The following is a 21718-nucleotide window of genomic DNA, read 5'->3' on the forward strand; positions in this document are numbered from 1 at the left end:
GCGAATTTTTTCGAAACTTTTGCGGGAAAATATTGTATGAGCCTGCGTTTTTATCGTATCATTAGTAAAAGGAAGAACTCGGGACGATTGGTGGCATCTGCAAATAGAGTTGATGTCTTTTTTTCATTCAAGTAACCGATACATAAAAATAGATAACAAAAATAGAAGGAGTGTGCGATGAGATGAACGTAACAATATATGATGTAGCGCGTGAAGCGAACGTTTCAATGGCTACCGTATCACGCGTTGTGAACGGTAACCCAAATGTAAAGCCTACAACAAGAAAGAAAGTATTAGAAGCAATTGATCGTTTAGGATACCGCCCAAATGCGGTAGCACGTGGACTAGCAAGTAAGAAGACAACTACAGTAGGTGTTATTATTCCTGATATCTCAAATACGTTTTATGCAGAACTAGCTCGTGGAATTGAAGATATCGCAACAATGTACAAATATAACATCATTTTAAGTAACTCTGACCAAAATAAAGAGAAAGAGTTCCATTTATTAAATACGATGCTTGGAAAACAAGTGGACGGAATTGTTTTCATGGGTGAAGATATTACAGACATTCACATTGAAGAATTTAAAAAATCTCCAGTACCAATTGTATTAGCAGCATCATTTGATGAGCAAAATGAAACGCCATCAGTAAATATTGATTATACACAAGCAGCTTATGATGCAATGAAGCACTTTATCGAGCAAGGACATAAACGTATCGGTTTCGTCTCTGGTCCTTTCATTGATAAAGCGGGAAGCGCGAAGAAGTTACAAGGTTACAAAAAAGCTTTAGAAGAAGCAGGTATTTCATATGATGAAAATCTTGTAATCGATGGAGATTACACATATGACTCAGGTATCGAAGCATTCGAAAAGCTTTGGAGCAATGATGAAAAGCCAACAGCAATCTTCGTATCTTCTGATGAAATGGCACTAGGTGTAATCCATGCAGCACAAGACGCTGGATTAAACGTACCAACTGACGTAGAAGTACTTGGTTTCGATAATACACGCCTTGCATTAATGGTTCGTCCGCAGCTTTCAACAGTTGTTCAACCGATGTATGATATCGGTGCAGTAGCAATGCGTCTATTAACAAAGTATATGAACAAAGAAAAAGTGGAAGATCACACTGTTATCTTACCTCACCGTATCCAATTTAGAGATTCAACGAAGTAAGTATAAAAAAGCTCACAGCGATTGCTGTGAGCTTTTATTCGTATTCAGGATAGTATTTTTGTACGACTGCATTTACCATTTCGTCTTTCTTAACGTGTAAAAATCTTGCATACAATTCTTTTCCGGTTTCAAATGGGGTATCGTCTAATTCAAACACATGCAATAGTTTTCGAAACGTCCATGTTATTTGCTGGCCGTACTTATTATCGTACGTATGCTCAGACTGTATAGCGATTTGTTCACCTAGTGCATGAGCTTCTTCCAAACTGTTTGCTTTAACAAGAATAATACTTTCTTCAAAAAGTGTATCGTGATTCTCTTCATAATGCTCATCAATTTTCGTAGAATCAGGCTCATCAGAATGAACGGACTCAAATAATAATTTTACAGCGTACATATTATGCAGCATGTTTCACTTTATAAATAATACTTGCGACAAGCGAAGCAGGTATTGTAAATACGTTACTTTGATAATGGTAATGTACTTGGGATTCTTCATAAGACATGTTGTCATATAGTTCGTTTTGTGAGACACTCATTTTTTTCTGTTTTTCTTTGAGCATTTTAATGTAGTTGTACTGTATTGGGACGAGAATGATGAAATAAGCTAATACAATTAGTGAAATCCAAATCATTATGAACACTCCCTTACAAAGAATATTTCTATATAACAATTATATCAATAAAAAGAAAAAATAACCATTTTTTTATTGGAGCTAATTTTCTTCTAGAAATGCGAACAGTTCCTTTTGGTTTTTTAAATTATGATCAATACATGTTCGAGCAACATATTTCAATCCTTGTAATAATGCATCTACGTGAAAAGTATCATAATGAATTGTATTTCCCTCTACCATCGTTTCGTCTTTTTGCAAGTTAATTGATATTTTTAATACAGTTATATTACTTTGTAAATTTACAACTTCGATGTAAAAAAACTGTTTGTCTAAGTCAATCGTAACATAATCGAATCGTTCGGATAGCTCTAATTTACATGTAGTAGTATATTCCAAATGAAAGCCTCCTTATTGTATAAGTGTATGTTATAATGCCTTCGCTATAGATGGGACTATTCCTTGTTATATGTCACATAAGTGCAAATTTAACTATTATAGGGCAATGTCATGTATAATAGAAAGAAAAGGCTTGTGAGGGGGGAAAAGAGATGATCGTTCTTTGGATAATTACGCTTTGTATGACTGCTATTTTTGCATATATGACGTTAAAACAAAATGGTTTAAAGCGATTTGTTCCAGGAAGTATTCTTGCAGGAATTGCCCTTATCACGTATGTAATTTCTATTTTTATTGAAAGTGTATCAGTAGATATGAGCACAAGTTTAATGTTTATTGGTATTACACTATTTGCAGGTAGCATTATGGTACTTATGGTTGCTGGTATTATTTTATTTATTCATATGAATTCGGAAACGTTATAGCATATAGAAAAGGCATGTCCCAAGGGGACATGCCTTTTTATCCGTTCAATTATGCTCTATCTTTAGAAGAGTTTTGCTGTTTTAGTAAATCACGAATTTCGCCAAGAATTTCTTCTTCTTTTGTTGGCTCTGGAATTTCTTCCTCTTTTTCTTCTTCTTTTTTAGATGTTAGTTTGTTGAAAACTTTAACAAACATAAAGATAGAAGCTGCGATAATTAAGAAGTCAAAAATTGTTTGGATGAAGTTACCATACATAACAGCAGATTTACCGTATCCAAAGTGTAAACTTGTAAAGTCAACGCCACCTAATACCATACCAAGTAATGGTGTGATGATATCTTTTACTAAAGAACTAACGATTTTACCGAATGCAGCACCGATTACAACCCCGACAGCTAAATCAACGACATTCCCTTTGAAAGCGAATTTTTTAAACTCGTTCCACATGTGTTAATCCCATCCTTTCCACGATTCATTATGAAATTTATAATTCCTATCAACATATTCTATAGAAATTTACGAGAGAAATAAAGAGGGAATGGGAATGAAAGTAAATTCTGAAAAATGTATCCGTTTTAATTTTTGTTTACATCATCTAGTAAAGATTGTAGCATTTGCTGCGTTTTTAATCCTTCTAATCCATCTACAACAGGCTTTGTATCGCCTTGTACACACTCAATAAAATGATGAACAGCATCTTCAAAACCACGTTGTTTTAACGTCGTATCCCATGATGGGGAACCACTTTGTGAAACTGAGTTTTCCTGTTCAATTTCAAATGTATTCATATTTCTTACGCGAATGATTTTCCCTGGCGTTACAAGTTCAATTTGTTCTAAATTTGTACCGGCATGGCGATGCATTGCAGTAGAAAGTAACAGTCCACTTGGAGTTGTATATGTATGATGTCCGTAAAGAAGTTCATTCTTTTCATTGATTTGCATCATATTGTGAACGACGTTAAGGTCATCATTAGCTAACCAGCGAGCAGTATCTACAATGTGTAAATAATCATCTAACATAGTAAAGTCGTACGTATATGGCCCGACTTTATTTGTGCGATGCTTTTCAATTCGAATCCATGAAATATCATTAGCCTGTTCTTTGGCAGCAACATACATAGGAACGAATCTGCGATTAAATCCGACCATTAATTTTCGGTTATACTTCTCGCTTAACTCGACTAGTTGCTCAGCTTGTTCCACTGTAGCTGCTAGCGGTTTATCAACATAAACGTCGATCCCTTTTTTTAGAAGTTCAGAAACGATTTCATAATGCGATGCAGTTGAACTATGAACGAAGATTGCATCGCATTCCGAAGCTAACATTTCAATAGAATGAAAGTCTTGAATTCGGTATTGCTGGCAAACTTGTTTTCTTTTCTCTGCGTTAGGTGTAAACGCCCCTACAAAATTCCAATCAGTTTCTTTTGTAAGTGTTGGAAGATAGGCCTTTTGCGCAATACTTCCAAGTCCAATCATCCCAATTTTAGGTTTGTTCATTTTATTCCCACCCTATTAATATTAATGTAACGGCTTAAATGTAGCATAGGGTGGGGGAGGAAGGCAAAAATTAGCTTTTTACTTACGGCCTTCTAACAAAATCTTCTCTATCTCTTCAAAGTGATGAGCGCGAGCATGCTCTAACGGGGTAACACCATCATTGTCTGGAATATTTACATCTGCACCGTGCTCAATAAGAAGGCGAATGACTTGTTGCTGTGTTTCGTTTCCGTTACTTAGTACGATGGCTTCCATTAAAGCTGTCCATCCCAGGTTATTTACATGATTTACATCAATATTTGTTCGAGTGAGGAGTTCTTTTATAACGTCAATATAGCCATGTTCTGAGGCTGGGATAAGAGCTGTTCCGCCGTAACGATTTGTAATCGTAGGATCTGCACCAGCATCAATTGTTAGCTTTAAAATGTCTAAGTAACCTTCCGCACCGGCGTATAGAAAGGGATTGTTTTTCATGTCATCTTGGATATTTACGTCAGCACCAGCTTCGATAAGCGCTTTTGCGGTTTTTACATCATTTTTGTATGTAGCAATCATAAGCGGAGTGCGTCCTTGACTATCCGTCGCATTTATATTTGCGCCTTTTTTTAGTAAAGATATAACAGTATTCGTTTCATTTTTTTCAGTAGCTGCTAGTAGTGCAGTCTCCATGTTTGTCATCTCCTTTTTTACTTCTTGTTCTTGCGAGCATCCTTGTAAAAAAATTACGCAACATATCATACTGAATGTTTTTTTGAACATGGAATTTCAACCTCCTAATTTCAACTGTAAAATAGGAACATTAAATTTTTATAAACTGGCGCTAAAATTACTATAAAATCGCTTGAGTAATTGAACATATATTTTTATGCTTATAAATAATAAGGTTTGATAAAGTGAGGATTTAAGATATGTCTATTAAAACAAGGTTTTTATTTTCTTATATTGCTGTTATCCTCGTTTCTATTACGCTTATATTAGTCGCGGGATTTTTAATCGTTTTTTCGATAACAGGTGACTTGGAAGCAGTGAAAAATTTCTATAAAAGTTCTTACATTCAAAAGCCGCTTACACCAGAAGAAGAGAATGCCTATCTTGAGTTGAAGTCAGCAGCTAAACAGCATCAATCTCAATTGTTAGATGAGTCGTTTGTCTCAGCAATAGAAAAAGAGGGTGTGAAAATAGTAGTAAGAAAAGGAGAAACACTTTCATATGCTTCAAACGTATTTGAAAGTGTATCTTTAAAAGAAGCCCTTCCGAAATTTGAATCAGCAAATATTAATAGTCGTGGTACAACGGAACTAGGCGATACATTTTATCGATATGTAAAGTTTGATTTTTATTTTCCTCAGGAAGAAGAGGGAAGTATATTTGTATTAAAAAAGCAAAGTTCATTTGTAGATCTTACACAAAAATTATTTCCAATCTTATTTGTATCTCTCTTACTACTAGCCATTTTACTCATTGGATTATTAAGTTACCTCGTTTCAAGAAGTGTAATAAAACCAATTTTTGTATTGAAAGGCGCAACGGAGAAAATTAAAGAAGGAAATTTAGATTTTCAAATACCAGTTACATCACACGATGAAATAGGGCAATTAAATCAAGGATTTGAGGAAATGAGGAAGAGATTAAAAGAATCGATAGAGATGCAAACACAGTATGAAGAAAATAGAAAAGAGCTTATTTCAAACATCTCTCATGACTTAAAAACACCGATTACATCAATTATCGGATATGTAGAAGGAATAAAGGACGGGGTAGCAAATACGCCAGAAAAAATGGATAAGTATTTAACAACTATCCATACGAAAGCAAAACATATGGACACACTCATTGATGAACTATTTTTATTTTCGAAGCTCGATTTGAATCGAGTTCCATTCCAGTTTGAAACAGTTGAATTGAATACGTTTATGCAAGAATTAATAGAAGAGATGCAGATGGATTTAAGTGAAGAAGGTATAGAAGTGCGCCTACAGTTACATGCATCACCACTATATGTAACGGCTGATTGCGAAAAGATCAATAGAGTTATATCAAATTTAATTCATAATAGTGTGAAATACATGGATAAAGAAGAGAAGAAAATTACTGTAACAGTATCGAGTGATAATAATAAAGTTATTGTGAAAGTGATGGACAACGGATCAGGTATAGAATCTGATACATTGCCGTATATCTTTGAACGTTTTTATCGTGCAGAACAATCGCGGAATTCTAGCACAGGTGGAAGTGGACTTGGTTTAGCGATAGCGAAGCAAATTGTTGAAGAACATGGCGGGGAAATTTGGGCGGAAAGCGAGCTTGGTAAAGGCACAAGCATTTTCTTCTCATTGGAAAAAGTAGAGGAATGTGGTGAGTAAATTGAAAAGAATTTTATTAATAGAAGATGAAGTAAGTATTGCAGAATTACAGCGAGATTATTTAGAAATTAATGATTTCCAAGTTGATGTAGAGCATTCAGGAGAAATAGGTTTACAAACAGCTCTGCAAGAAGACTATGATTTAATTATTTTAGATATTATGCTTCCGAAAATGAACGGATTCGAAATTTGTAAACAAATACGTGCTGTAAAAGATATTCCGATTCTACTTGTTTCAGCAAAAAAAGAAGATATAGATAAAATTCGCGGACTTGGATTAGGAGCGGATGATTATATAACGAAACCGTTTAGCCCGAGTGAATTAGTCGCAAGAGTAAAAGCGCATATTGCCCGTTATGAAAGATTATTAGGAAATGTAAGTAAGCAACGCGATACGTTATATATTCACGGAATTTCTATCGATCAACGAGCGAGAAAAGTTTTTATAAACAATGAAGAAGTGGCATTTACAACGAAGGAATTTGATTTATTAACATTCTTTGTAACGCATCCAAACCAAGTATTAAATAAAGAACAGTTATTTGAACGCATTTGGGGACTAGACTCAGCTGGTGATTTAGCTACTGTTGTTGTTCACATTAGAAAACTACGTGAAAAAATTGAAAGAGATCCTGCTCACCCGCAATATATTGAAACAGTATGGGGAGCTGGTTATCGTTTTAATGTGTAATATACCTGCCGAGTAATTGGCAGGTTTTTTTGTATGTTATTCAAATGGAAAGGAAGGAATAGGTAATTTATGTTAAAATGTAAAGAGAAACAAAACAGAGGAGAGCATGAGGGGTGTGCTACATTTTGGGAGATACATTACAAGATAATAAATCAAACAAGGTCTTAAGGATTGGAACTAATATTATAATTATTTTATTAATTATTGGTGCAATACAAATGTTTTATGATAAAGATTATACAAATGATCATTTCGGTTGGTTATTTTTAGTATTAGGTTGGATAGTTAGAAGTATTTTTAATATTACGATAGGTTTAAAAGGAGGGGATACAAAGTCAGTATTGCTTGATGTAGGTTTAGTACTCTTTTCCTTTTATCTTTTATTTTTATATAGTACGAAATATTTCTTCTGAAAATTTAGCTCATAGTCTTATAGAGACTGTGAGCTTTCCTTAATAATAACGGTACTGGCGTAACGATTTATAAAATATTTGAGTAGTAGAAGTAAACAGGGGCGCTTCTTCTAAAAAAGGATAATGGTTGCTCTCCTCAAATGTCACAAAAGTAGAATCGCATATACCCTCATGTATCTCGATGGAATATTGAACTGGACACTGCACATCATATCTTCCGCATATAATAAGTGTCCTTGTTTGGATGGAAGGTAAATTCTCTCTTAAATCAAATGAAGGATATTCATTGGCGAAAGCATGCATCCGGCTAATGGACATTGTTTTATTGATTGGTTTACAAAAATAAGAGTTGTAGTTTTCTGGTTTATACAATGATAATTTTGTTCTCTTAGTAGATAGTTCTTTCCGTTCTTCATTTGTAAGGTGAGGGCTTTTTAAGTTTTCGATGAGCTCTTGCATATAATGAAACTGTGGATGTGCTGGGTGATAAATGCAGAATGGTGTTTCGGTATAGTTACTTGCTGCAGCTCCTGCTACGACTAATGATTGTAAGGAATTTGGATATGTAATCGCATATAAAAGTCCAAGCATACCACCTGTTGAATGACCAGCGAAATGCCATGTTGGAAGTTGTAATGCTTCTCGTATGGCTTCCAAGTCGTGGATTGTTTCAATCATGCTTAATTCTTTTTCTGAATTGGCTTTTAACGAGTTACCAGCGTCTCGTAAATTAATGAGAAATACACGATGCGTAGCAGTAAAAACATCCGCAAAGTAATCACCAGTTTCATTAAATTGTGAATAGTGATGTGTAATACAAATCGATTCGCCATCTCCTTTTGTAAAGAGTTCAAATGTACCACGTTTCGTGTGGATCATTTGTCGTTTCCACATAATATCACGACCTTTTCTCATAAAATCCATTAGTACATGAAAATATATCGGCGCATCTCGAAATATATCAGCGATTATCAAAATATATCGGCGCAACTTGAAATATATCAGCGATTATTAAAATATATCGACTTACCGACAGGAATCGACAATAATAGCGAGCTTTAAATAAAAGGAGGCTATTCAAAAACGAGCCTCCTTTTCGTTTAGTACAAAGATTTTGTCATATTATTCCGAATAATTTCAAGGGATTTCGCTACAGTTAATGCGTTTTTTTCTTCAATTTCTGGTTTACGGGGGATAGGTTTATACATGTTGTCTGGATCTTCCCATGTGAGGGGAAGTTCTGTTTCTGCTTGTCCTTTCCAAGCTTCAATCCATTCTGGAGGGAGATAACCTGAGATGTTTTGGATGTTGTTCATTTCGAGCCAAATGAGTGCCCAAGCTCTTGGAACGACGCGCCAGTGATCATAGCCACCGCCACCGACAGCGATCCAGCGACCGTCGCAATATTCATTAGCAATTTCATGAGCGAGCTTCGGTATTTCACGGTAAATATTCATTGTCGCACAAAGGTGTGTAAGTGGGTCATAATAATGTGCGTCAGCACCATTTTGCGTTAAAATAATATCCGGTTTAAAGTACGCTGCAACTTCTTTTACAACAGTTCGATATGATTCTAAGAATGATTCATCTTCTGTAAAAGCATCGAGTGGAACGTTAAAAGAATAACTATAACCATTACCTTGTCCGCGTTCATTTACAGCGCCAGTTCCAGGGAATAAATAGCGACCAGTTTCATGCAGTGAAATGGTGCATACGTTAGGGTCATCATAAAACGACCACTGTACGCCATCACCGTGATGAGCATCTGTATCAATATATAAGACGCGTAAACCGTATTTCTTCTGAATATACTTCATTGCGATAGAGCTATCGTTATAAATACAAAAGCCAGATGCTTTGCCGCGAAAGCCGTGATGTAAGCCGCCGCCCAAATTAAGTGCGTGTTTTACTTTTCCGGAAAGAACAGCATCGACAGCTGTTAACGTACCGCCAACGAGCAATGCGCTTGCTTCGTGCATATTTGGGAACATCGGTGTATCTTCTGTTCCGAGTCCATATGTCATCGCAATTGATTTTTCTAACTTACCTTCTCCAGCACGTTTTACCGCATTTATGTACTCTTCTGTATGAACGTAGGCAATCTCTTCATCTGTAGCCATCCGTGGTGAGATGATTTGGGAGGGAGAGATAAAACCGCCCTTTTGTAATAAATCATACGTAAGTGTGACGCGCAGTTGGTTAAAAGGATGATCAGGGCTAAACGAATAGCCCCGAAAGTCATCCGAATAAATAAACGCGCTACTCATGCTTGCATCCCCATAATGTTCGGCCATAATACGCGGTAGCCTTCTGCTTCAAGTGCATCAATCACTTTTAGCGGATTCATCGTTTGAATGCGGAAAACGAGTACTTTATCATTCTCATCTTTTGCTGGGTAGACGAGAACGCTCACGATATTTATTTGTAAATCACTAAAAATAGCAACGACTTTTCCAAGAATACCAGGTTCGTTTTTTACTTGAATTTCAATTTGTGAACTCGGTTGATGTGCTCCTGTTAATTTCACTAACGTGTGTAGCACAGTAGATTCAGAAATGATTCCAACTAGCTTTCCAGCCTTTGTAACAGGAAGACAGCCAATTTTATTTTCAAAAAACAAAGTAGCAATTTCCTCAACGAAATCAAGAGGATGGCAAGTCATGACAGGATGTTTCATAATAAGTTCAAGTGGTTGCTTCAGCATATCGAGTGAAACTTGTTCATCTAGAATTGATGGACTTGCATCTCTTACATCCCGGTCAGAAATAATGCCTACGACATGATTATTTTGATCGACAATTGGAATGTGCCGAATGCCTTTCGTGCGTATCGTTCGGATTGCTGTTTCGATTGTATCGTTTGGATGTAGTGTCACCACAGCTTGATTCATAATTTCTTCTACAATCATTCCAGTTGCCCCCTTTATTAATACATAAAACGATTGTGAAAACGTAGACGATCAAATGCTTGAATAGAATCCGTATCAACACGTTTACCGATGCGGACCATTAAACAGTTAGCGGGATGCGAACAAATTTCAGGATCGTCTGTAGCCATCCATTGTAATCCACCAGCATTCATCATCTTTTCCATTACTTTTCGGTACTCCCAGACATTTAAGCCTGTTTGTTTTAAATCCCAGTGCCAATAATATTCAGTCGTCAATATAATGTAATCTTCCATATGATCGTCCATCATTGAAACTTCTAATAAGTTCTTTCCGACAGCGCAACCGCGGAAGGCTGGGACGACTTCAATTGCCCCGAGCTCAATTAAGTTCTCTATTTTTCCTTCTGACCATCGTTCGAGCGGATCAGGATACAAGTATGTAACATATCCAACGATCGTTTGGTCATGTCTAGCAATAATGAGACGAGCTTCTGGTAATTTAGAAATTTCGACAATTGCTTTATATTGCTGCTCGGCAGGACGAAACGCGACTAAATCTGGATGAAATTCATACATTTCTAAGTTATGTGTAGAGACAGGACCTTCAATAATTAAAGTGCCTTTCGCTGTTTTTAAGTTTCTAGCATTATATATTTTTTTATGGATCAATGTATTGCTCACCACCTTGAGGGTTTGAGAATCTATTAATATCGTACTTTATAATATATGCGATGTGAATCGAATTTTGTCATTAAAAATTTGTCTAAAAATCAACAAATATACTGAAAATTTTAAATAATGTCATTATAATAGATAATAGAATACATAGGAGGGGGATGTAAAGTATGAAAGTAGAAACGCTTCCAGTCATTAAAGGAAAAAATAATTTGCCGAATTATGAAGAGGCATACGCGAATTTTAACTGGGAAGAGGTTAATAAAAATTTTACTTGGAATGAGACAGGCCGAGTAAATATGGCGTATGAAGCAATTGATAAGCATGCGAAATCCGATCGTAAAAATAAAGTAGCCCTTTATTATCAAGATGGATCGCGAAAAGAGAAATATACATTTAAGGAAATGAAGGATTTTTCTAATAAAGCAGGAAACGTCCTGAAAAATTATGGCGATGTTGAAAAAGGCGATCGCGTTTTTATTTTTATGCCGCGTTCTCCAGAATTATATTTTGCACTTTTAGGTGCGGTGAAATTAGGGGCAATTGTTGGGCCGCTATTTGAAGCATTTATGGAAGGTGCAGTTCGCGATCGCTTAGAAGATAGCGAAGCGAAGGTGTTAATTACAACGCCTGAATTGTTAGAGCGTGTACCATTAAATGATTTACCTGCTTTAAAAACAGTCTTCCTTGTTGGAGATAATGTAGAAGAAGGCGGTAAAACGGTAGCGTTCAATCCTTTATTTGAACAAGCTTCAAAAGAATTACATATCGAATGGTTAGGCCGTGAAGACGGTTTAATTCTTCATTATACGTCTGGTTCTACTGGTAAGCCAAAAGGTGTTCTACATGCACAGAACGCAATGGTTCAGCATTACCAAACGGCGAAATGGGTATTAGATTTAAAAGAAGACGATGTATATTGGTGTACTGCTGACCCAGGCTGGGTAACTGGAACTGCTTACGGCATTTTCGCACCGTGGTTAGTCGGAGCATCAAATGTTGTTTTAGGTGGACGTTTTAGCCCAGAAGCTTGGTATGAAGCACTGCAAGATTACGGTGTAACAGTTTGGTACAGCGCGCCAACAGCATTCCGTATGTTAATGGGTGCTGGACAAGACGCAATTAAAAAATATGATTTATCACAAGTGCGCCACGTATTAAGCGTTGGTGAACCGTTAAATCCAGAAGTAATTCGCTGGGGTATGAATGCATTTGGACTTCGTATTCATGATACGTGGTGGATGACAGAAACAGGTGGACAAGTTATTTGCAACTACCCTTGTATGGAAATTCGTCCAGGTTCAATGGGTAAACCAATTCCAGGTGTGAAAGCAGCGATTGTTGATAATGAAGGAAACGAAGTGCCTCCATACACAATGGGGAACTTAGCGATTGCGAAAGGTTGGCCAGCTATGATGCGTGCAATCTGGAATAACCCGCAAAAATACGAATCTTACTTCATGCCGGGCGATTGGTACGTATCAGGTGACTCTGCCTATATGGATGAAGACGGATACTTCTGGTTCCAAGGGCGCATTGACGATGTAATTATGACGTCAGGTGAGCGCGTTGGTCCGTTTGAAGTAGAAAGCAAATTAATCGAGCACGCTGCTGTTGCAGAAGCTGGAGTAATCGGTATTCCTGATCCAGTTCGCGGAGAAATCATTAAAGCGTTTATCGCGCTTCGAGCAGGATACGAGCCATCAGAAGAATTAAAAGAAGAAATTCGTCAATTTGTAAAGAAAGGCCTAGCGGCTCATGCAGCGCCACGACAAATTGAATTTAGAGATAAATTACCGAAAACGAGAAGTGGTAAAATTATGCGCCGCGTATTAAAAGCGTGGGAGTTAAACTTACCAACAGGTGACTTATCAACGATGGAAGATTAAGAGAGAAAGGTCTGAACGAAAAATGTTCAGGCCTTTCTTTTTTATGATATCATGAACTTATATATATAAGTTAAAGGGGATAGTATGATGAAAACAGAAAAGGAAAAGATGATACTAGGAGAAATGTACATACCGGCTGATCCAGTTTTAGTACAAGAAAGAGAGCAAGCACGTATATTAACGAGAAAATTAAATGATACGCCAGAAGAGCAATTGAAAGAGCGTAGCGAAATCGTAAAAGAATTATTCGGAACGACAGGAGATAATATTCATCTTGAATCTTCTTTTAGATGTGATTACGGCTATAACATTCATGTCGGTGAAAATTTTTACGCGAACTTTGACTGTACGATTCTAGACGTATGCCCGGTAACAATCGGAGTGAACTGTATGTTAGCTCCAGGTGTTCACATTTATACAGCAACGCACCCACTTGATCCAATTGAGCGTATAAGCGGATCAGAATACGGAAAACCAGTTACAATTGGCGATAACGTATGGATTGGCGGAAGAGCAATTATTAATCCAGGTGTAACAATTGGAGACAATGCGGTGATCGCATCTGGTGCTGTCGTAACGAAAGATGTGCCTAATAATGTAGTAGTTGGCGGGAATCCTGCAAAGATTATAAAAAAACTAAAATAATATTTGAACGAAGTGCCTTCCTCGTCTGTATACATTTATGAAAGAATAGATGAGGGAGGCTTTTATATGTCTAATAAATTACTTCTTACTCTTGCTGTAATTGGAATTATAGTTGTATTTTCTTGTGGTCTTTTCTTACCGATACCAATTGGATATAGAGTATCAATGCTTACAGCTGGAGTTATAATGGGTGTTATGTTTTCAATCATTATTCCATTTGATAGAAAACATATAGTACGGAAAAATGGATATAAAATTGATTTTACAAAAACAAAAGTGTATTTTCGCTGGAATGTATTTGACACTATTTCTGTCTGCCTTGCGTTGTATGCATGCATATGTGTGCAAGCGTTAAATACTTTAGTTGCAATGGGATTTACGATTCAAAACCCATATGTGCAATTTTTTACAAATCAATCACAATTGTGGATTTTTATTGCGATTGCATATTTAATTTCCCGTATTTCATTAACGTTAAAAGGAATAAAGGAGATCAAAAATCATGGCGCAGATTGGGATTGAGGAGGAGCTCATGCTTGCGTATCAAAGTGGAGATAAACAAGCGGGAGAAAGACTATATGTTTTAATCAAACCAGCGCTATACACATTTTTATATCGATTTAACCGAGATGAACAATTAAGTATCGATCTTGTGCAAGATACGTTTTTGACGCTAGAGCGTAAGAAACATATGTATGAACTTGAAAAAGGTAAAATAAAAACGTATTTATTTCAAATTGGTTATCGTCTTATGATTAATAAATTAAATAGGAGAAAAAAGTGGCGTACGCTTTTGCCATTTTTAGTGCCGATTCCGGAAAAAGAATTTTCTCACGAAGATCGGCTCACAGTAAGAGAAGCAATTTTGAAAGTTCCAGAAGAGCAAAGAGCGGTCCTAATCCTTTCTTATTATCATGACATGCAGCAAAAAGAAATTGCAGAGATATTAAACATTCCGATTGGAACGGTGAAATCGAGACTTCATAACGGGATAAAGAAATTGAAACAATTGCTGGAGGTGGACGAAATTGAGCGAAAATCCCTTTAAGAGTGAATATAAGTTAAAGCAACATTTAGATAGTGATCATGTAGAAATACCAGACTTTCCAAAAACGGTAAGTCGATTCGATCGATTAATCGGGTTTCTTGGTTCCCCAACGAAAGATCCTGTGGAGGCGACCATTGGGAATGATTTATCGATTGTGTTTCATGTATCGTTATTAGTTGGGGTTCCAATTCTTTCTCTTATTACGATACTCTTTATGGTGTTGTAAAGGATTGACAAGAAGGGAAACTTGACCTCTATTTGACACGCCTATATAAATGATGGTATAAAGAAAAGTATATGAATAATTGAGCGTGGAAAGGGAGAAGTAGTGATCATTTCCCTGTTTTAGAGAGCTGATGGCCGGTGAAAATCAGCACATAGATGATCGCGAATTACGCCCCTAGAGCATCTTTTTTCGATTGAATTGTATTCAAAAGGGAAAAGACGGTGCTAAGCCGTTATGTAAATAAGGTGGTAGGCTTTTTTTTGCTTGCAACTAGGGTGGTAACGCGATAATCAAAATCGTCCCTTATTTGAAGGGGCGATTTTTTTATGTTTTCAACCTTCACGCCAGTAATGAACTTAAAGGAGAGTATGTAGGATATGGGTATTTTACAAGATCTTGAATTTCGCGGTCTAATTAATCAGCAAACAGATGCTGAGGGCCTTGAGCAATTATTAGAAAAAGAAAGCGTTAAATTATACTGTGGTTTCGACCCGACAGCAGATAGCTTACACATTGGTCATATGTTACCAGTATTAATGTTACGTCGTTTCCAATTAGCTGGTCACCAACCAATCGCACTTGTTGGCGGTGGTACTGGTATGATCGGTGATCCAAGTGGTAAAAAAGCAGAGCGTACATTAAATACGAAAGATACAGTTGCTTACTACACAGAAAGCATTAAAAACCAACTTTCAAACTTCTTAGAGTTTGAAAACGTGGACAACCCAGCAACGATGGCTAACAACTATGACTGGCTTGGTAGCTTAGATGTCATTTCATTCTTGCGCGATATCGGTAAAAACTTCGGTTTAAACTATATGTTAGCAAAAGATACAGTAGCATCTCGTTTAGAAACTGGTATTTCATTCACTGAGTTCAGTTACATGATTTTACAATCATACGACTTCTTAAACTTATACCAACAACATAATTGCCGTCTACAAATCGGTGGTAGTGACCAATGGGGTAACATTACAGCTGGTCTTGAATTAATCCGTAAATCAGAAGAAGATGCGAAAGCATTCGGTTTAACAATTCCACTTGTTACTAAATCTGACGGTACGAAGTTTGGTAAAACAGAAGGCGGCGCAATTTGGTTAGACCCAGAGAAAACAACTCCTTACGAGTTCTACCAATTCTGGATTAACACAGATGACCGCGACGTTGTTAAATACTTAAAATACTTCACATTCTTATCTCATGAAGAAATTCTTGAGCTTGAAAAGCAAGTAGCTGAAGCGCCAGAAAAACGTGCAGCACAAAAAGCATTAGGTGCAGAAATGACAAAACTTGTTCACGGCGAAGAAGCATTAGAGCAAGCGATTAAAATTTCAGCTGCATTATTCAGCGGTTCTGTAGCAGAACTAACTGCAAGCGAAATCGAACAAGGATTCAAAGACGTACCATCTGTAGAACGTACTGCAGAAGATACAGTATTAATCGACTTACTTGTAGAAAGCAAAATCTCTCCATCAAAACGTCAAGCACGTGAAGATGTAACGAACGGCGCAATCTACGTAAACGGTGAGCGTACACAAGCATTAGACTACGTTGTAACAGAAAACGACCGCATCGAAGGTAAATTCACAATCATTCGCCGCGGTAAGAAGAAATATTTCTTAATTCGTTACTAATAAATAAAAGCTTTGAGGAAATTCCTCAAAGCTTTTTTGTTTTAATCTCCTTTTCGAGTTCATACGGAAATCACATGTAAGCGGTATGATAAACGTATAACAATTAGAAAGGAGTGGTAAAACGAAATGTCACTAGAAGCATTGATTATTTTTTCTTTGCTAAACGCGGGTCAACTTGCAGAGAGTTCGAAGGTTGATATACATAAAGAGCAGAAAGATGCTTATGTATATGTTCAAAAAGAGGAAAATAAATAACTTTAATATATATAAATAAAAGCTACTCGAAGTAACTGTTTTGGTGTCTTCGGTAGCTTTTTAAATTATGAATAAATAGGAATTAATTCTCGCTTAAAATCTTCGTACATTTCAAAGGCAATTTTCATGATTTCTTTGAGTTCATCGTAACTATGGAAACATGGACGAAGTATTTTTTCTGTATCATTTGATAATATTGTTACAAACATAGCCCATGGATCTCCAGCTCTTATTTCACCATTATGTCGTGCAGACCAAATAAACTCAACAAGTCCATGTTTTAAACTAATATTAAATCTAAAAGTATAGATGTTTTTATTCTTGACCTCTCCAACAATAAAAAAGTTTTCTTTTTTCATAAAACGAGCTTTATAGCCAAGAGACTCAAATACTGCAATTACTTTTTCGTTTTCATAGTTTTCAAATGTATTTTCTCTATCTGGAAATTGTTTTGATAATGCTTTATATCTCTTAATAAAATCAATTTTTGTAAGGCAGGCTTGTATTTCAGGTTGTAATGAATACGCCAATAATTACTCCTCCCTAATTTTTAATATTAGATCAAATAAAACAGTATACATGTTAGATACATGAAGAAATCCGGCTCTTGTGAGTCGGATTTTCTTTTTATATATATAAGATAAGATTGCCTTTCTTATATATAAAATTATGAATAGATAGGAATTAATTCTTGTTTAAAATCTTCATACATACCTAAAGCAATTTTTAAAATTTTTTCTAAGCTGTCATAATCGCTAAATAGTACGGGCTTAATTCTAGTATCTGGAGAAATTAAAAGTCTTGAATATAGACTCCATGGACTACCTAATCTTAGTTCATCATTATGATAAACTACCCAAGTAAAATCCAGAACGTTTACTTTAATACCAATATGAAAATAAAATAAATTTTCTTTTTTATCACCTAGTTCTCCAACTTTTAAAAACTTTTCTTTTTTATCATAAACTGATTTATAACCTAGCTTTTCAAGTATTTGTTGAATTTCTTCAATATTGGGATTAGGAATGATTTCTTCGGCATCATAATTTTCTCTCGAAAAAGAAGAAAGTTCTGTGTATCTATTAACAAAGTCAATTTTTTTAAGTGCTGTTTCTATTTCAGGTTTTAATTTTAAGTTCATAATTAATTCTCCTAAAACCTTAAGTCTGTCCTTGTTTTTTAGTCATTACTTCATGTATTTTTAAGGTGAAATTATGAATAAATAGGAATTAATTCTCGCTTGAAATCTTCGTACATTTCAAAGGCAATTTTCATGATTTCTTTGAGTTCATCGTAACTGTGGAAGCATACTGCCGGCAATCTTTCAGAACCATTGGATAATACTTTTACAAACATATCCCATGAATTCCCAACTCTAACTTCACCATTATACCTTGCAGACCAAATGAACTCAACAAGCCCATATTTTAAGCTGATATTGAATCTGAAAGTATAGAAATCCTTGTTCTTTACTTCACCAACAATAAAAAAGTTTTCCTTTTTCATAAAACGAGCTTTATAACCAAGGGATTCAAATATTTCAATAGCTTTTTCGTTTTCATAGTTTTCAAACGAACTTTCACTATTTGATGAAAAATTTTCAGATAGCTCTCTATATCTCGTTAAAAAATCAATTTTCTCAAATACTTCTTGTATTTCAGGTTTCAATGCATATGCCATTTTTTATTCCTCCCTAAATCTAATATTAATGTCATATTTGTTTTTCGCCAATTTTATATATTCATCTATTTTTTTGAAATTTTTATTAGATGCTGGAATCTCTAATATTTGTTTTCCTTGTAGTTCAGTGCCGTCTATTTCGTCGTATTTATTTGAACGAATTTTAGTGCCAACTGCATACTTAGTTTTCATTTCTTTCAAATGTTTTTCAAAAGTTTTAATATCGATATCCTCTAAATCTGTTGCTTTTCTAGAAATTATTTCTCTTTCAAATGGGTCATATGAATCTAATCTTTTACCATTACTTAAATGGACCTCATTATTTGGATACCATCTATTTTTTTCTGCAGTTTTATTAAACTTATTTCCTCTTGCCATAGGTGAATCTTTTGTCCAATAATCACTTGCTTCTTTCCAGTTCAATCTATCTTTAGGTATTTTACCGTCTTTTGCTTTTCTAACGCAATATTCCGCATATTTTAATTCTAAATCAGATTCGACAAACTTACCATCTTTTAAAAGATTTTTAGAGGAACCTCCAGAAGAAGACTGAAACCTTTGCAAAGTATCAATACTATTTTGAACGGTATTATACCATACAAATGTACCATGTGTAGCAACACCTGCTCCAGCGGTTGTAAGAGCTAAATCAGCTGGGATAACAATTGGTGATGCTGCCCCGAAAGTTACTCCTTCTAACAATACGGTTCCAACATTTGATCCTGTTACAATAGCTATACCGCCCAAAATTTCAAAAATAGATCCTACCCCTGATACAAAATTACCCACAAGATTTCCGGCTTGAAAGGTTGTTTTGTTTTCTAATTCATTGCCCATTGGTAATTCTGCGCCTGTAAAATTTTCAGCGGCTGAATTACAAATTCCTTGGAAGAATTCCCAAGCGCCAATAGCTGTTTTTTCGTACCACGGTCTATTAGCTTCTTGTTCCTGCAAAGCCATTTTTTCTTCAATTTCTTTTTTTATTTCGGCTTCTTGAACTCTTTCCTCTGCAATTTTTTGAATAGAGGTTATCCATTCCATATTCAACCCTTGTGTACTAAATGTACCACTGGCGGGACTAAAACCTTTTCCGCTTTGTACTTCCGCCAAACCTGTCGCAATGCTAGCGGCTAGTTGGAGTGCAGTATCATAATTATTACTAGAAGTATAATTAAATTCATATAGATGTTCTAATTTTTCTTGCAGTTTTTGCCTCATGACAGTAAAAAGATTTACCATAGCGTCCATACCTGGGATCGACATAGTTTGGTTGAGCGCTTCTGTACTTGCTATCATTCGATCGATTTCTCGAATTTGTTCTATTATCTCCTGTTCGATAACATCTGTAGAAGCTACCTGTGATTGAAAGTCTCTTGGAAAGGCATCATTTTGAAGGATTAATTCTTCGCATAAGTAAATGATTCCTTGTGCTAACGGACGAAAGGTTTGTAAGAAATATGCTTTTGCACTGCTATATGTTTGCCCTTGTAGAACAGTATCCAATGCAAAAGCGTCAATAGAATGAATAATTTGTTCCATACCTTGAATAGTAGCGTTACATAAAGAGTTCATACTTTCTGTTTGAGCTTGTACTTCACCGAGATACATATTTAAAGACATGAACTTTCCCTCCCCTTACAAGAAAATAATACCAATTTAAGGAAGAGGTTGTAAATCGAATATTCTAATAATTTGACAGTTAAAGAGATACTTGTTCATTAAGTTTTTTAATCTTATTCAGATGCTCGGGTGATGAAGAGGTTTTTAAGGTTGAATGTAAATAGAAAAAGGGAAGGTATAGAGAATGTACACATAAATACGTTGTAAAAATCATGTTAACAAAAAGAAAGTATAGCAAAGAAAAATGAGTTATGGGGTAGAATGTATTGTTTTTAAGTGTTAGAAGAAGGTACACTGGCTAAATTCAGAAATGATAATTCTAATGTTGTATTAGCATTGAAAAGAAATACTAACATTAGAACAAATAGGACAGTATAAAATGAATTAGATAATGAAGAAAGCCGCTCGTTTTTTCGGGGCGGCTTATTCTTTACATGTTTTAGTTTTCTTCTTCTTTGTAATTCAATGCAATCTCTACTATTTCTTCCGGTGTTAAATCCCTAAAATCCCAAAAGATTATATCACTTGGAGCGGGATGAGGTACACCGCTATTATTAAATTGGTTTACGTATTCATTAAGTTCTTCTTCAGGTAATTTAGGATTACAAATCTTTGTTACAAGTTCAATAAGTTCTTCTTTTGTCATTTTGAGTGTCATACTAACCATCCTTTCATAATCATTAACCTTTTATAACAAGTTCTGCTCTACCTAATCCCTTGTCGGCGATTAGACCAACACCTATTTGGGTTAATGCATAAGTAATCCATTGCGTACGGCTCTCTGCATCTCCATTTATCATATCTCGTTTCACGGTACTTGAAAATGTATGCCACATATTTTTCGCCGTTTCATCCAAATGTAAAATCGCATATGTAACATTAATAAAAGTTTCTATATCCATATTCCTTATATTCATATTACTTAAAGTTTCCATGGACTTGATTGCATCTTCAACAGCTTTCCCTGTGCCGATTACAGTACCATTCCATATCTTTTTTACTGTTTCGAACATTTTAACTACACTGTCTACCTTATCGCCCCAAGCTTTTTTAATCGCAGATGTTTCTTCTAGCCTACCGCACATTTCTCCATCTTTAATTAAATGATCAGCTTTTCGTTTTTTTTCTTCTGTAATTGCTTGAATAGGACCCGTCCACTCCATATTCAACCCTTGCGTACTAAATGTACCACTTGCAGGACTAAAACCTTTTCCACTTTGAACTTCCGCCAAGCCTATCCATTCAGATCAAGGGTTTCAATATGCATCTAAATCCTACGCAAAACAGTTAGAGAAATTAGGATTTGTCGGTAGTCATTCTAGACGTGGAAACTGTTTTGATAATGCGTGTATCGAATCATTCTTCTCACATTTAAAAACAGAGAAGTTGTATTTAGTGCGCCCAAAAACATATGAAATGGCCTACCGAGCAATTCAAGAATATATTCAATTTTATAATACAGAAAGATTCCAAGAAAAACTTCACGGCCTTTCCCCGATAGAATATCGGGAAAAGGCCGTGGCATAATACTCTTTTTATTACTGTCTACTTGACAGGGAGATGACCAA

General features: G+C 35.6%; 27 protein-coding genes, 2 pseudogenes and 1 other annotated feature. Of the genes and pseudogenes, 13 read left to right on the forward strand and 16 right to left on the reverse strand.

All coding sequences use genetic code 11. The features are described from left to right. Positions 1–182 precede the first annotated feature (182 nt). Positions 183–1181: a catabolite control protein A gene (gene ccpA, locus MKY38_RS26370; protein WP_001103297.1), complete on the forward strand. Its 999-nt coding sequence runs from the start codon at positions 183–185 to the stop codon at positions 1179–1181. Positions 1182–1215: 34 nt separating this feature from the next. Here the strand turns inward: ccpA and MKY38_RS26375 are convergent, their stop codons facing one another. The 3 genes from MKY38_RS26375 to dhp61 all read right to left on the reverse strand — a co-directional run bounded on the left by MKY38_RS26375 (position 1216) and on the right by dhp61 (position 2194). After that, positions 1216–1578, reverse strand: a complete 363-nt coding sequence (locus MKY38_RS26375) for a DUF4288 domain-containing protein (protein ID WP_002024884.1) — start codon at positions 1576–1578, stop codon at positions 1216–1218. A 1-nt stretch (position 1579) separates the two neighbouring features. Next, positions 1580–1816, reverse strand: coding sequence for a DUF3949 domain-containing protein (locus MKY38_RS26380; RefSeq protein ID WP_000637902.1), 237 nt, complete (start codon positions 1814–1816; stop codon positions 1580–1582). Positions 1817–1897: 81 nt separating this feature from the next. Then, complete coding sequence (gene dhp61 / locus MKY38_RS26385) at positions 1898–2194, reverse strand: protein Dhp61 (protein ID WP_000456863.1); 297 nt, start codon at positions 2192–2194, stop codon at positions 1898–1900. Positions 2195–2346: 152 nt separating this feature from the next. Here dhp61 and MKY38_RS26390 point away from each other — a divergent pair, with 152 nt between their 5' ends. Next, complete coding sequence (locus MKY38_RS26390; RefSeq protein ID WP_000636589.1) at positions 2347–2619, forward strand: DUF3917 domain-containing protein; 273 nt, start codon at positions 2347–2349, stop codon at positions 2617–2619. Between the two features lie 49 nt (positions 2620–2668). Here MKY38_RS26390 and mscL read toward each other — a convergent pair whose 3' ends face one another. The 3 genes from mscL to MKY38_RS26405 all read right to left on the reverse strand — a co-directional run bounded on the left by mscL (position 2669) and on the right by MKY38_RS26405 (position 4881). After that, entirely contained in the window at positions 2669–3067 is a 399-nt protein-coding gene (gene mscL, locus MKY38_RS26395; protein WP_114556146.1) for a large conductance mechanosensitive channel protein MscL, read from the reverse strand. A 128-nt stretch (positions 3068–3195) separates the two neighbouring features. Then, positions 3196–4122, reverse strand: coding sequence for a Gfo/Idh/MocA family protein (locus tag MKY38_RS26400; RefSeq protein WP_016123457.1), 927 nt, complete (start codon positions 4120–4122; stop codon positions 3196–3198). Between the two features lie 78 nt (positions 4123–4200). Beyond that, a complete protein-coding gene (locus MKY38_RS26405) occupies positions 4201–4881 on the reverse strand; it encodes an ankyrin repeat domain-containing protein (RefSeq protein ID WP_000475114.1) in 681 nt (226 codons plus the stop codon). 149 nt (positions 4882–5030) lie between these two features. Between MKY38_RS26405 and MKY38_RS26410 the strand changes: the two genes are divergently transcribed. From MKY38_RS26410 to MKY38_RS26420, 3 genes are all read left to right on the forward strand, one after another. Then, positions 5031–6485 carry a sensor histidine kinase gene (locus MKY38_RS26410; RefSeq protein WP_065222719.1) on the forward strand — a complete coding sequence of 485 codons (1455 nt, stop codon included), beginning with the start codon at positions 5031–5033 and terminating at the stop codon, positions 6483–6485. A 1-nt stretch (position 6486) separates the two neighbouring features. Beyond that, a complete protein-coding gene (locus MKY38_RS26415) occupies positions 6487–7176 on the forward strand; it encodes a response regulator transcription factor (RefSeq protein ID WP_001986686.1) in 690 nt (229 codons plus the stop codon). 125 nt (positions 7177–7301) lie between these two features. Further along, positions 7302–7589: a hypothetical protein gene (locus tag MKY38_RS26420; RefSeq protein ID WP_000502935.1), complete on the forward strand. Its 288-nt coding sequence runs from the start codon at positions 7302–7304 to the stop codon at positions 7587–7589. A gap of 39 nt (positions 7590–7628) precedes the next feature. Here the strand turns inward: MKY38_RS26420 and MKY38_RS26425 are convergent, their stop codons facing one another. The 4 genes from MKY38_RS26425 to acuA all read right to left on the reverse strand — a co-directional run bounded on the left by MKY38_RS26425 (position 7629) and on the right by acuA (position 11147). After that, positions 7629–8504 carry an alpha/beta fold hydrolase gene (locus MKY38_RS26425; protein ID WP_114556151.1) on the reverse strand — a complete coding sequence of 292 codons (876 nt, stop codon included), beginning with the start codon at positions 8502–8504 and terminating at the stop codon, positions 7629–7631. A gap of 185 nt (positions 8505–8689) precedes the next feature. Beyond that, the gene (gene acuC, locus MKY38_RS26430) at positions 8690–9856 is read right to left on the reverse strand and encodes an acetoin utilization protein AcuC (RefSeq protein WP_114556145.1); all 1167 of its coding nucleotides are present in this window, start codon (positions 9854–9856) and stop codon (positions 8690–8692) included. Continuing rightward, entirely contained in the window at positions 9853–10497 is a 645-nt protein-coding gene (locus MKY38_RS26435) for an acetoin utilization AcuB family protein (protein WP_000634563.1), read from the reverse strand. Before MKY38_RS26435 ends, acuC begins: the two co-directional genes overlap by 4 nt. A gap of 17 nt (positions 10498–10514) precedes the next feature. After that, a complete protein-coding gene (gene acuA / locus MKY38_RS26440) occupies positions 10515–11147 on the reverse strand; it encodes an acetoin utilization protein acetyltransferase AcuA (protein WP_000581394.1) in 633 nt (210 codons plus the stop codon). Between the two features lie 176 nt (positions 11148–11323). Here acuA and acsA point away from each other — a divergent pair, with 176 nt between their 5' ends. The 7 genes from acsA to MKY38_RS26475 all read left to right on the forward strand — a co-directional run bounded on the left by acsA (position 11324) and on the right by MKY38_RS26475 (position 16850). Beyond that, the gene (gene acsA / locus MKY38_RS26445) at positions 11324–13042 is read left to right on the forward strand and encodes an acetate--CoA ligase (protein ID WP_114556144.1); all 1719 of its coding nucleotides are present in this window, start codon (positions 11324–11326) and stop codon (positions 13040–13042) included. 84 nt (positions 13043–13126) lie between these two features. Next, positions 13127–13687 (forward strand): maltose acetyltransferase domain-containing protein, encoded by a 561-nt coding sequence (locus tag MKY38_RS26450; protein ID WP_016099034.1) that lies wholly within the window; start codon positions 13127–13129, stop codon positions 13685–13687. Positions 13688–13753: 66 nt separating this feature from the next. After that, complete coding sequence (locus MKY38_RS26455) at positions 13754–14209, forward strand: hypothetical protein (RefSeq protein ID WP_114556143.1); 456 nt, start codon at positions 13754–13756, stop codon at positions 14207–14209. Then, positions 14190–14735, forward strand: a complete 546-nt coding sequence (locus MKY38_RS26460) for an RNA polymerase sigma factor (RefSeq protein WP_000057201.1) — start codon at positions 14190–14192, stop codon at positions 14733–14735. Before MKY38_RS26455 ends, MKY38_RS26460 begins: the two co-directional genes overlap by 20 nt. Further along, positions 14716–14961, forward strand: coding sequence for a hypothetical protein (locus MKY38_RS26465; protein ID WP_001293787.1), 246 nt, complete (start codon positions 14716–14718; stop codon positions 14959–14961). The genes MKY38_RS26460 and MKY38_RS26465 overlap by 20 nt, the downstream gene beginning before the upstream one ends. Before the next feature lie 77 nt (positions 14962–15038). Continuing rightward, positions 15039–15268 (forward strand) — a binding site (T-box leader). A gap of 70 nt (positions 15269–15338) precedes the next feature. Then, positions 15339–16595, forward strand: coding sequence for a tyrosine--tRNA ligase (gene tyrS / locus MKY38_RS26470; protein WP_000512086.1), 1257 nt, complete (start codon positions 15339–15341; stop codon positions 16593–16595). 126 nt (positions 16596–16721) lie between these two features. Further along, positions 16722–16850 (forward strand): transporter, encoded by a 129-nt coding sequence (locus MKY38_RS26475; RefSeq protein WP_114556142.1) that lies wholly within the window; start codon positions 16722–16724, stop codon positions 16848–16850. Between the two features lie 65 nt (positions 16851–16915). Here the strand turns inward: MKY38_RS26475 and MKY38_RS26480 are convergent, their stop codons facing one another. From MKY38_RS26480 to MKY38_RS26505, 6 genes and pseudogenes are all read right to left on the reverse strand, one after another. Continuing rightward, entirely contained in the window at positions 16916–17380 is a 465-nt protein-coding gene (locus tag MKY38_RS26480) for a hypothetical protein (protein ID WP_000331800.1), read from the reverse strand. Between the two features lie 137 nt (positions 17381–17517). Beyond that, a complete protein-coding gene (locus MKY38_RS26485) occupies positions 17518–17991 on the reverse strand; it encodes a hypothetical protein (RefSeq protein ID WP_001049760.1) in 474 nt (157 codons plus the stop codon). 71 nt (positions 17992–18062) lie between these two features. Further along, a complete protein-coding gene (locus MKY38_RS26490; RefSeq protein ID WP_000312675.1) occupies positions 18063–18530 on the reverse strand; it encodes a hypothetical protein in 468 nt (155 codons plus the stop codon). 3 nt (positions 18531–18533) lie between these two features. Further along, positions 18534–20150, reverse strand: a complete 1617-nt coding sequence (locus tag MKY38_RS26495) for a T7SS effector LXG polymorphic toxin (RefSeq protein ID WP_000056036.1) — start codon at positions 20148–20150, stop codon at positions 18534–18536. Positions 20151–20589: 439 nt separating this feature from the next. Beyond that, positions 20590–20808 (reverse strand): bacteriocin immunity protein, encoded by a 219-nt coding sequence (locus MKY38_RS26500; protein WP_000172895.1) that lies wholly within the window; start codon positions 20806–20808, stop codon positions 20590–20592. Between the two features lie 25 nt (positions 20809–20833). Further along, a pseudogene (locus tag MKY38_RS26505) lies at positions 20834–21385 on the reverse strand (T7SS effector LXG polymorphic toxin); the annotation flags it as partial. Here MKY38_RS26505 and MKY38_RS26510 point away from each other — a divergent pair. After that, positions 21375–21677, forward strand: a pseudogene (locus MKY38_RS26510) (transposase); the annotation flags it as partial. The pseudogenes MKY38_RS26505 and MKY38_RS26510 sit on opposite strands and share 11 nt — an antisense overlap. Positions 21678–21718 lie beyond the last annotated feature (41 nt).

The sequence above is a fragment of the Bacillus sp. FSL R5-0585 genome (assembly GCF_038004545.1).
Taxonomy (GTDB): Bacteria; Bacillota; Bacilli; order Bacillales; family Bacillaceae_G; genus Bacillus_A; species Bacillus_A cereus.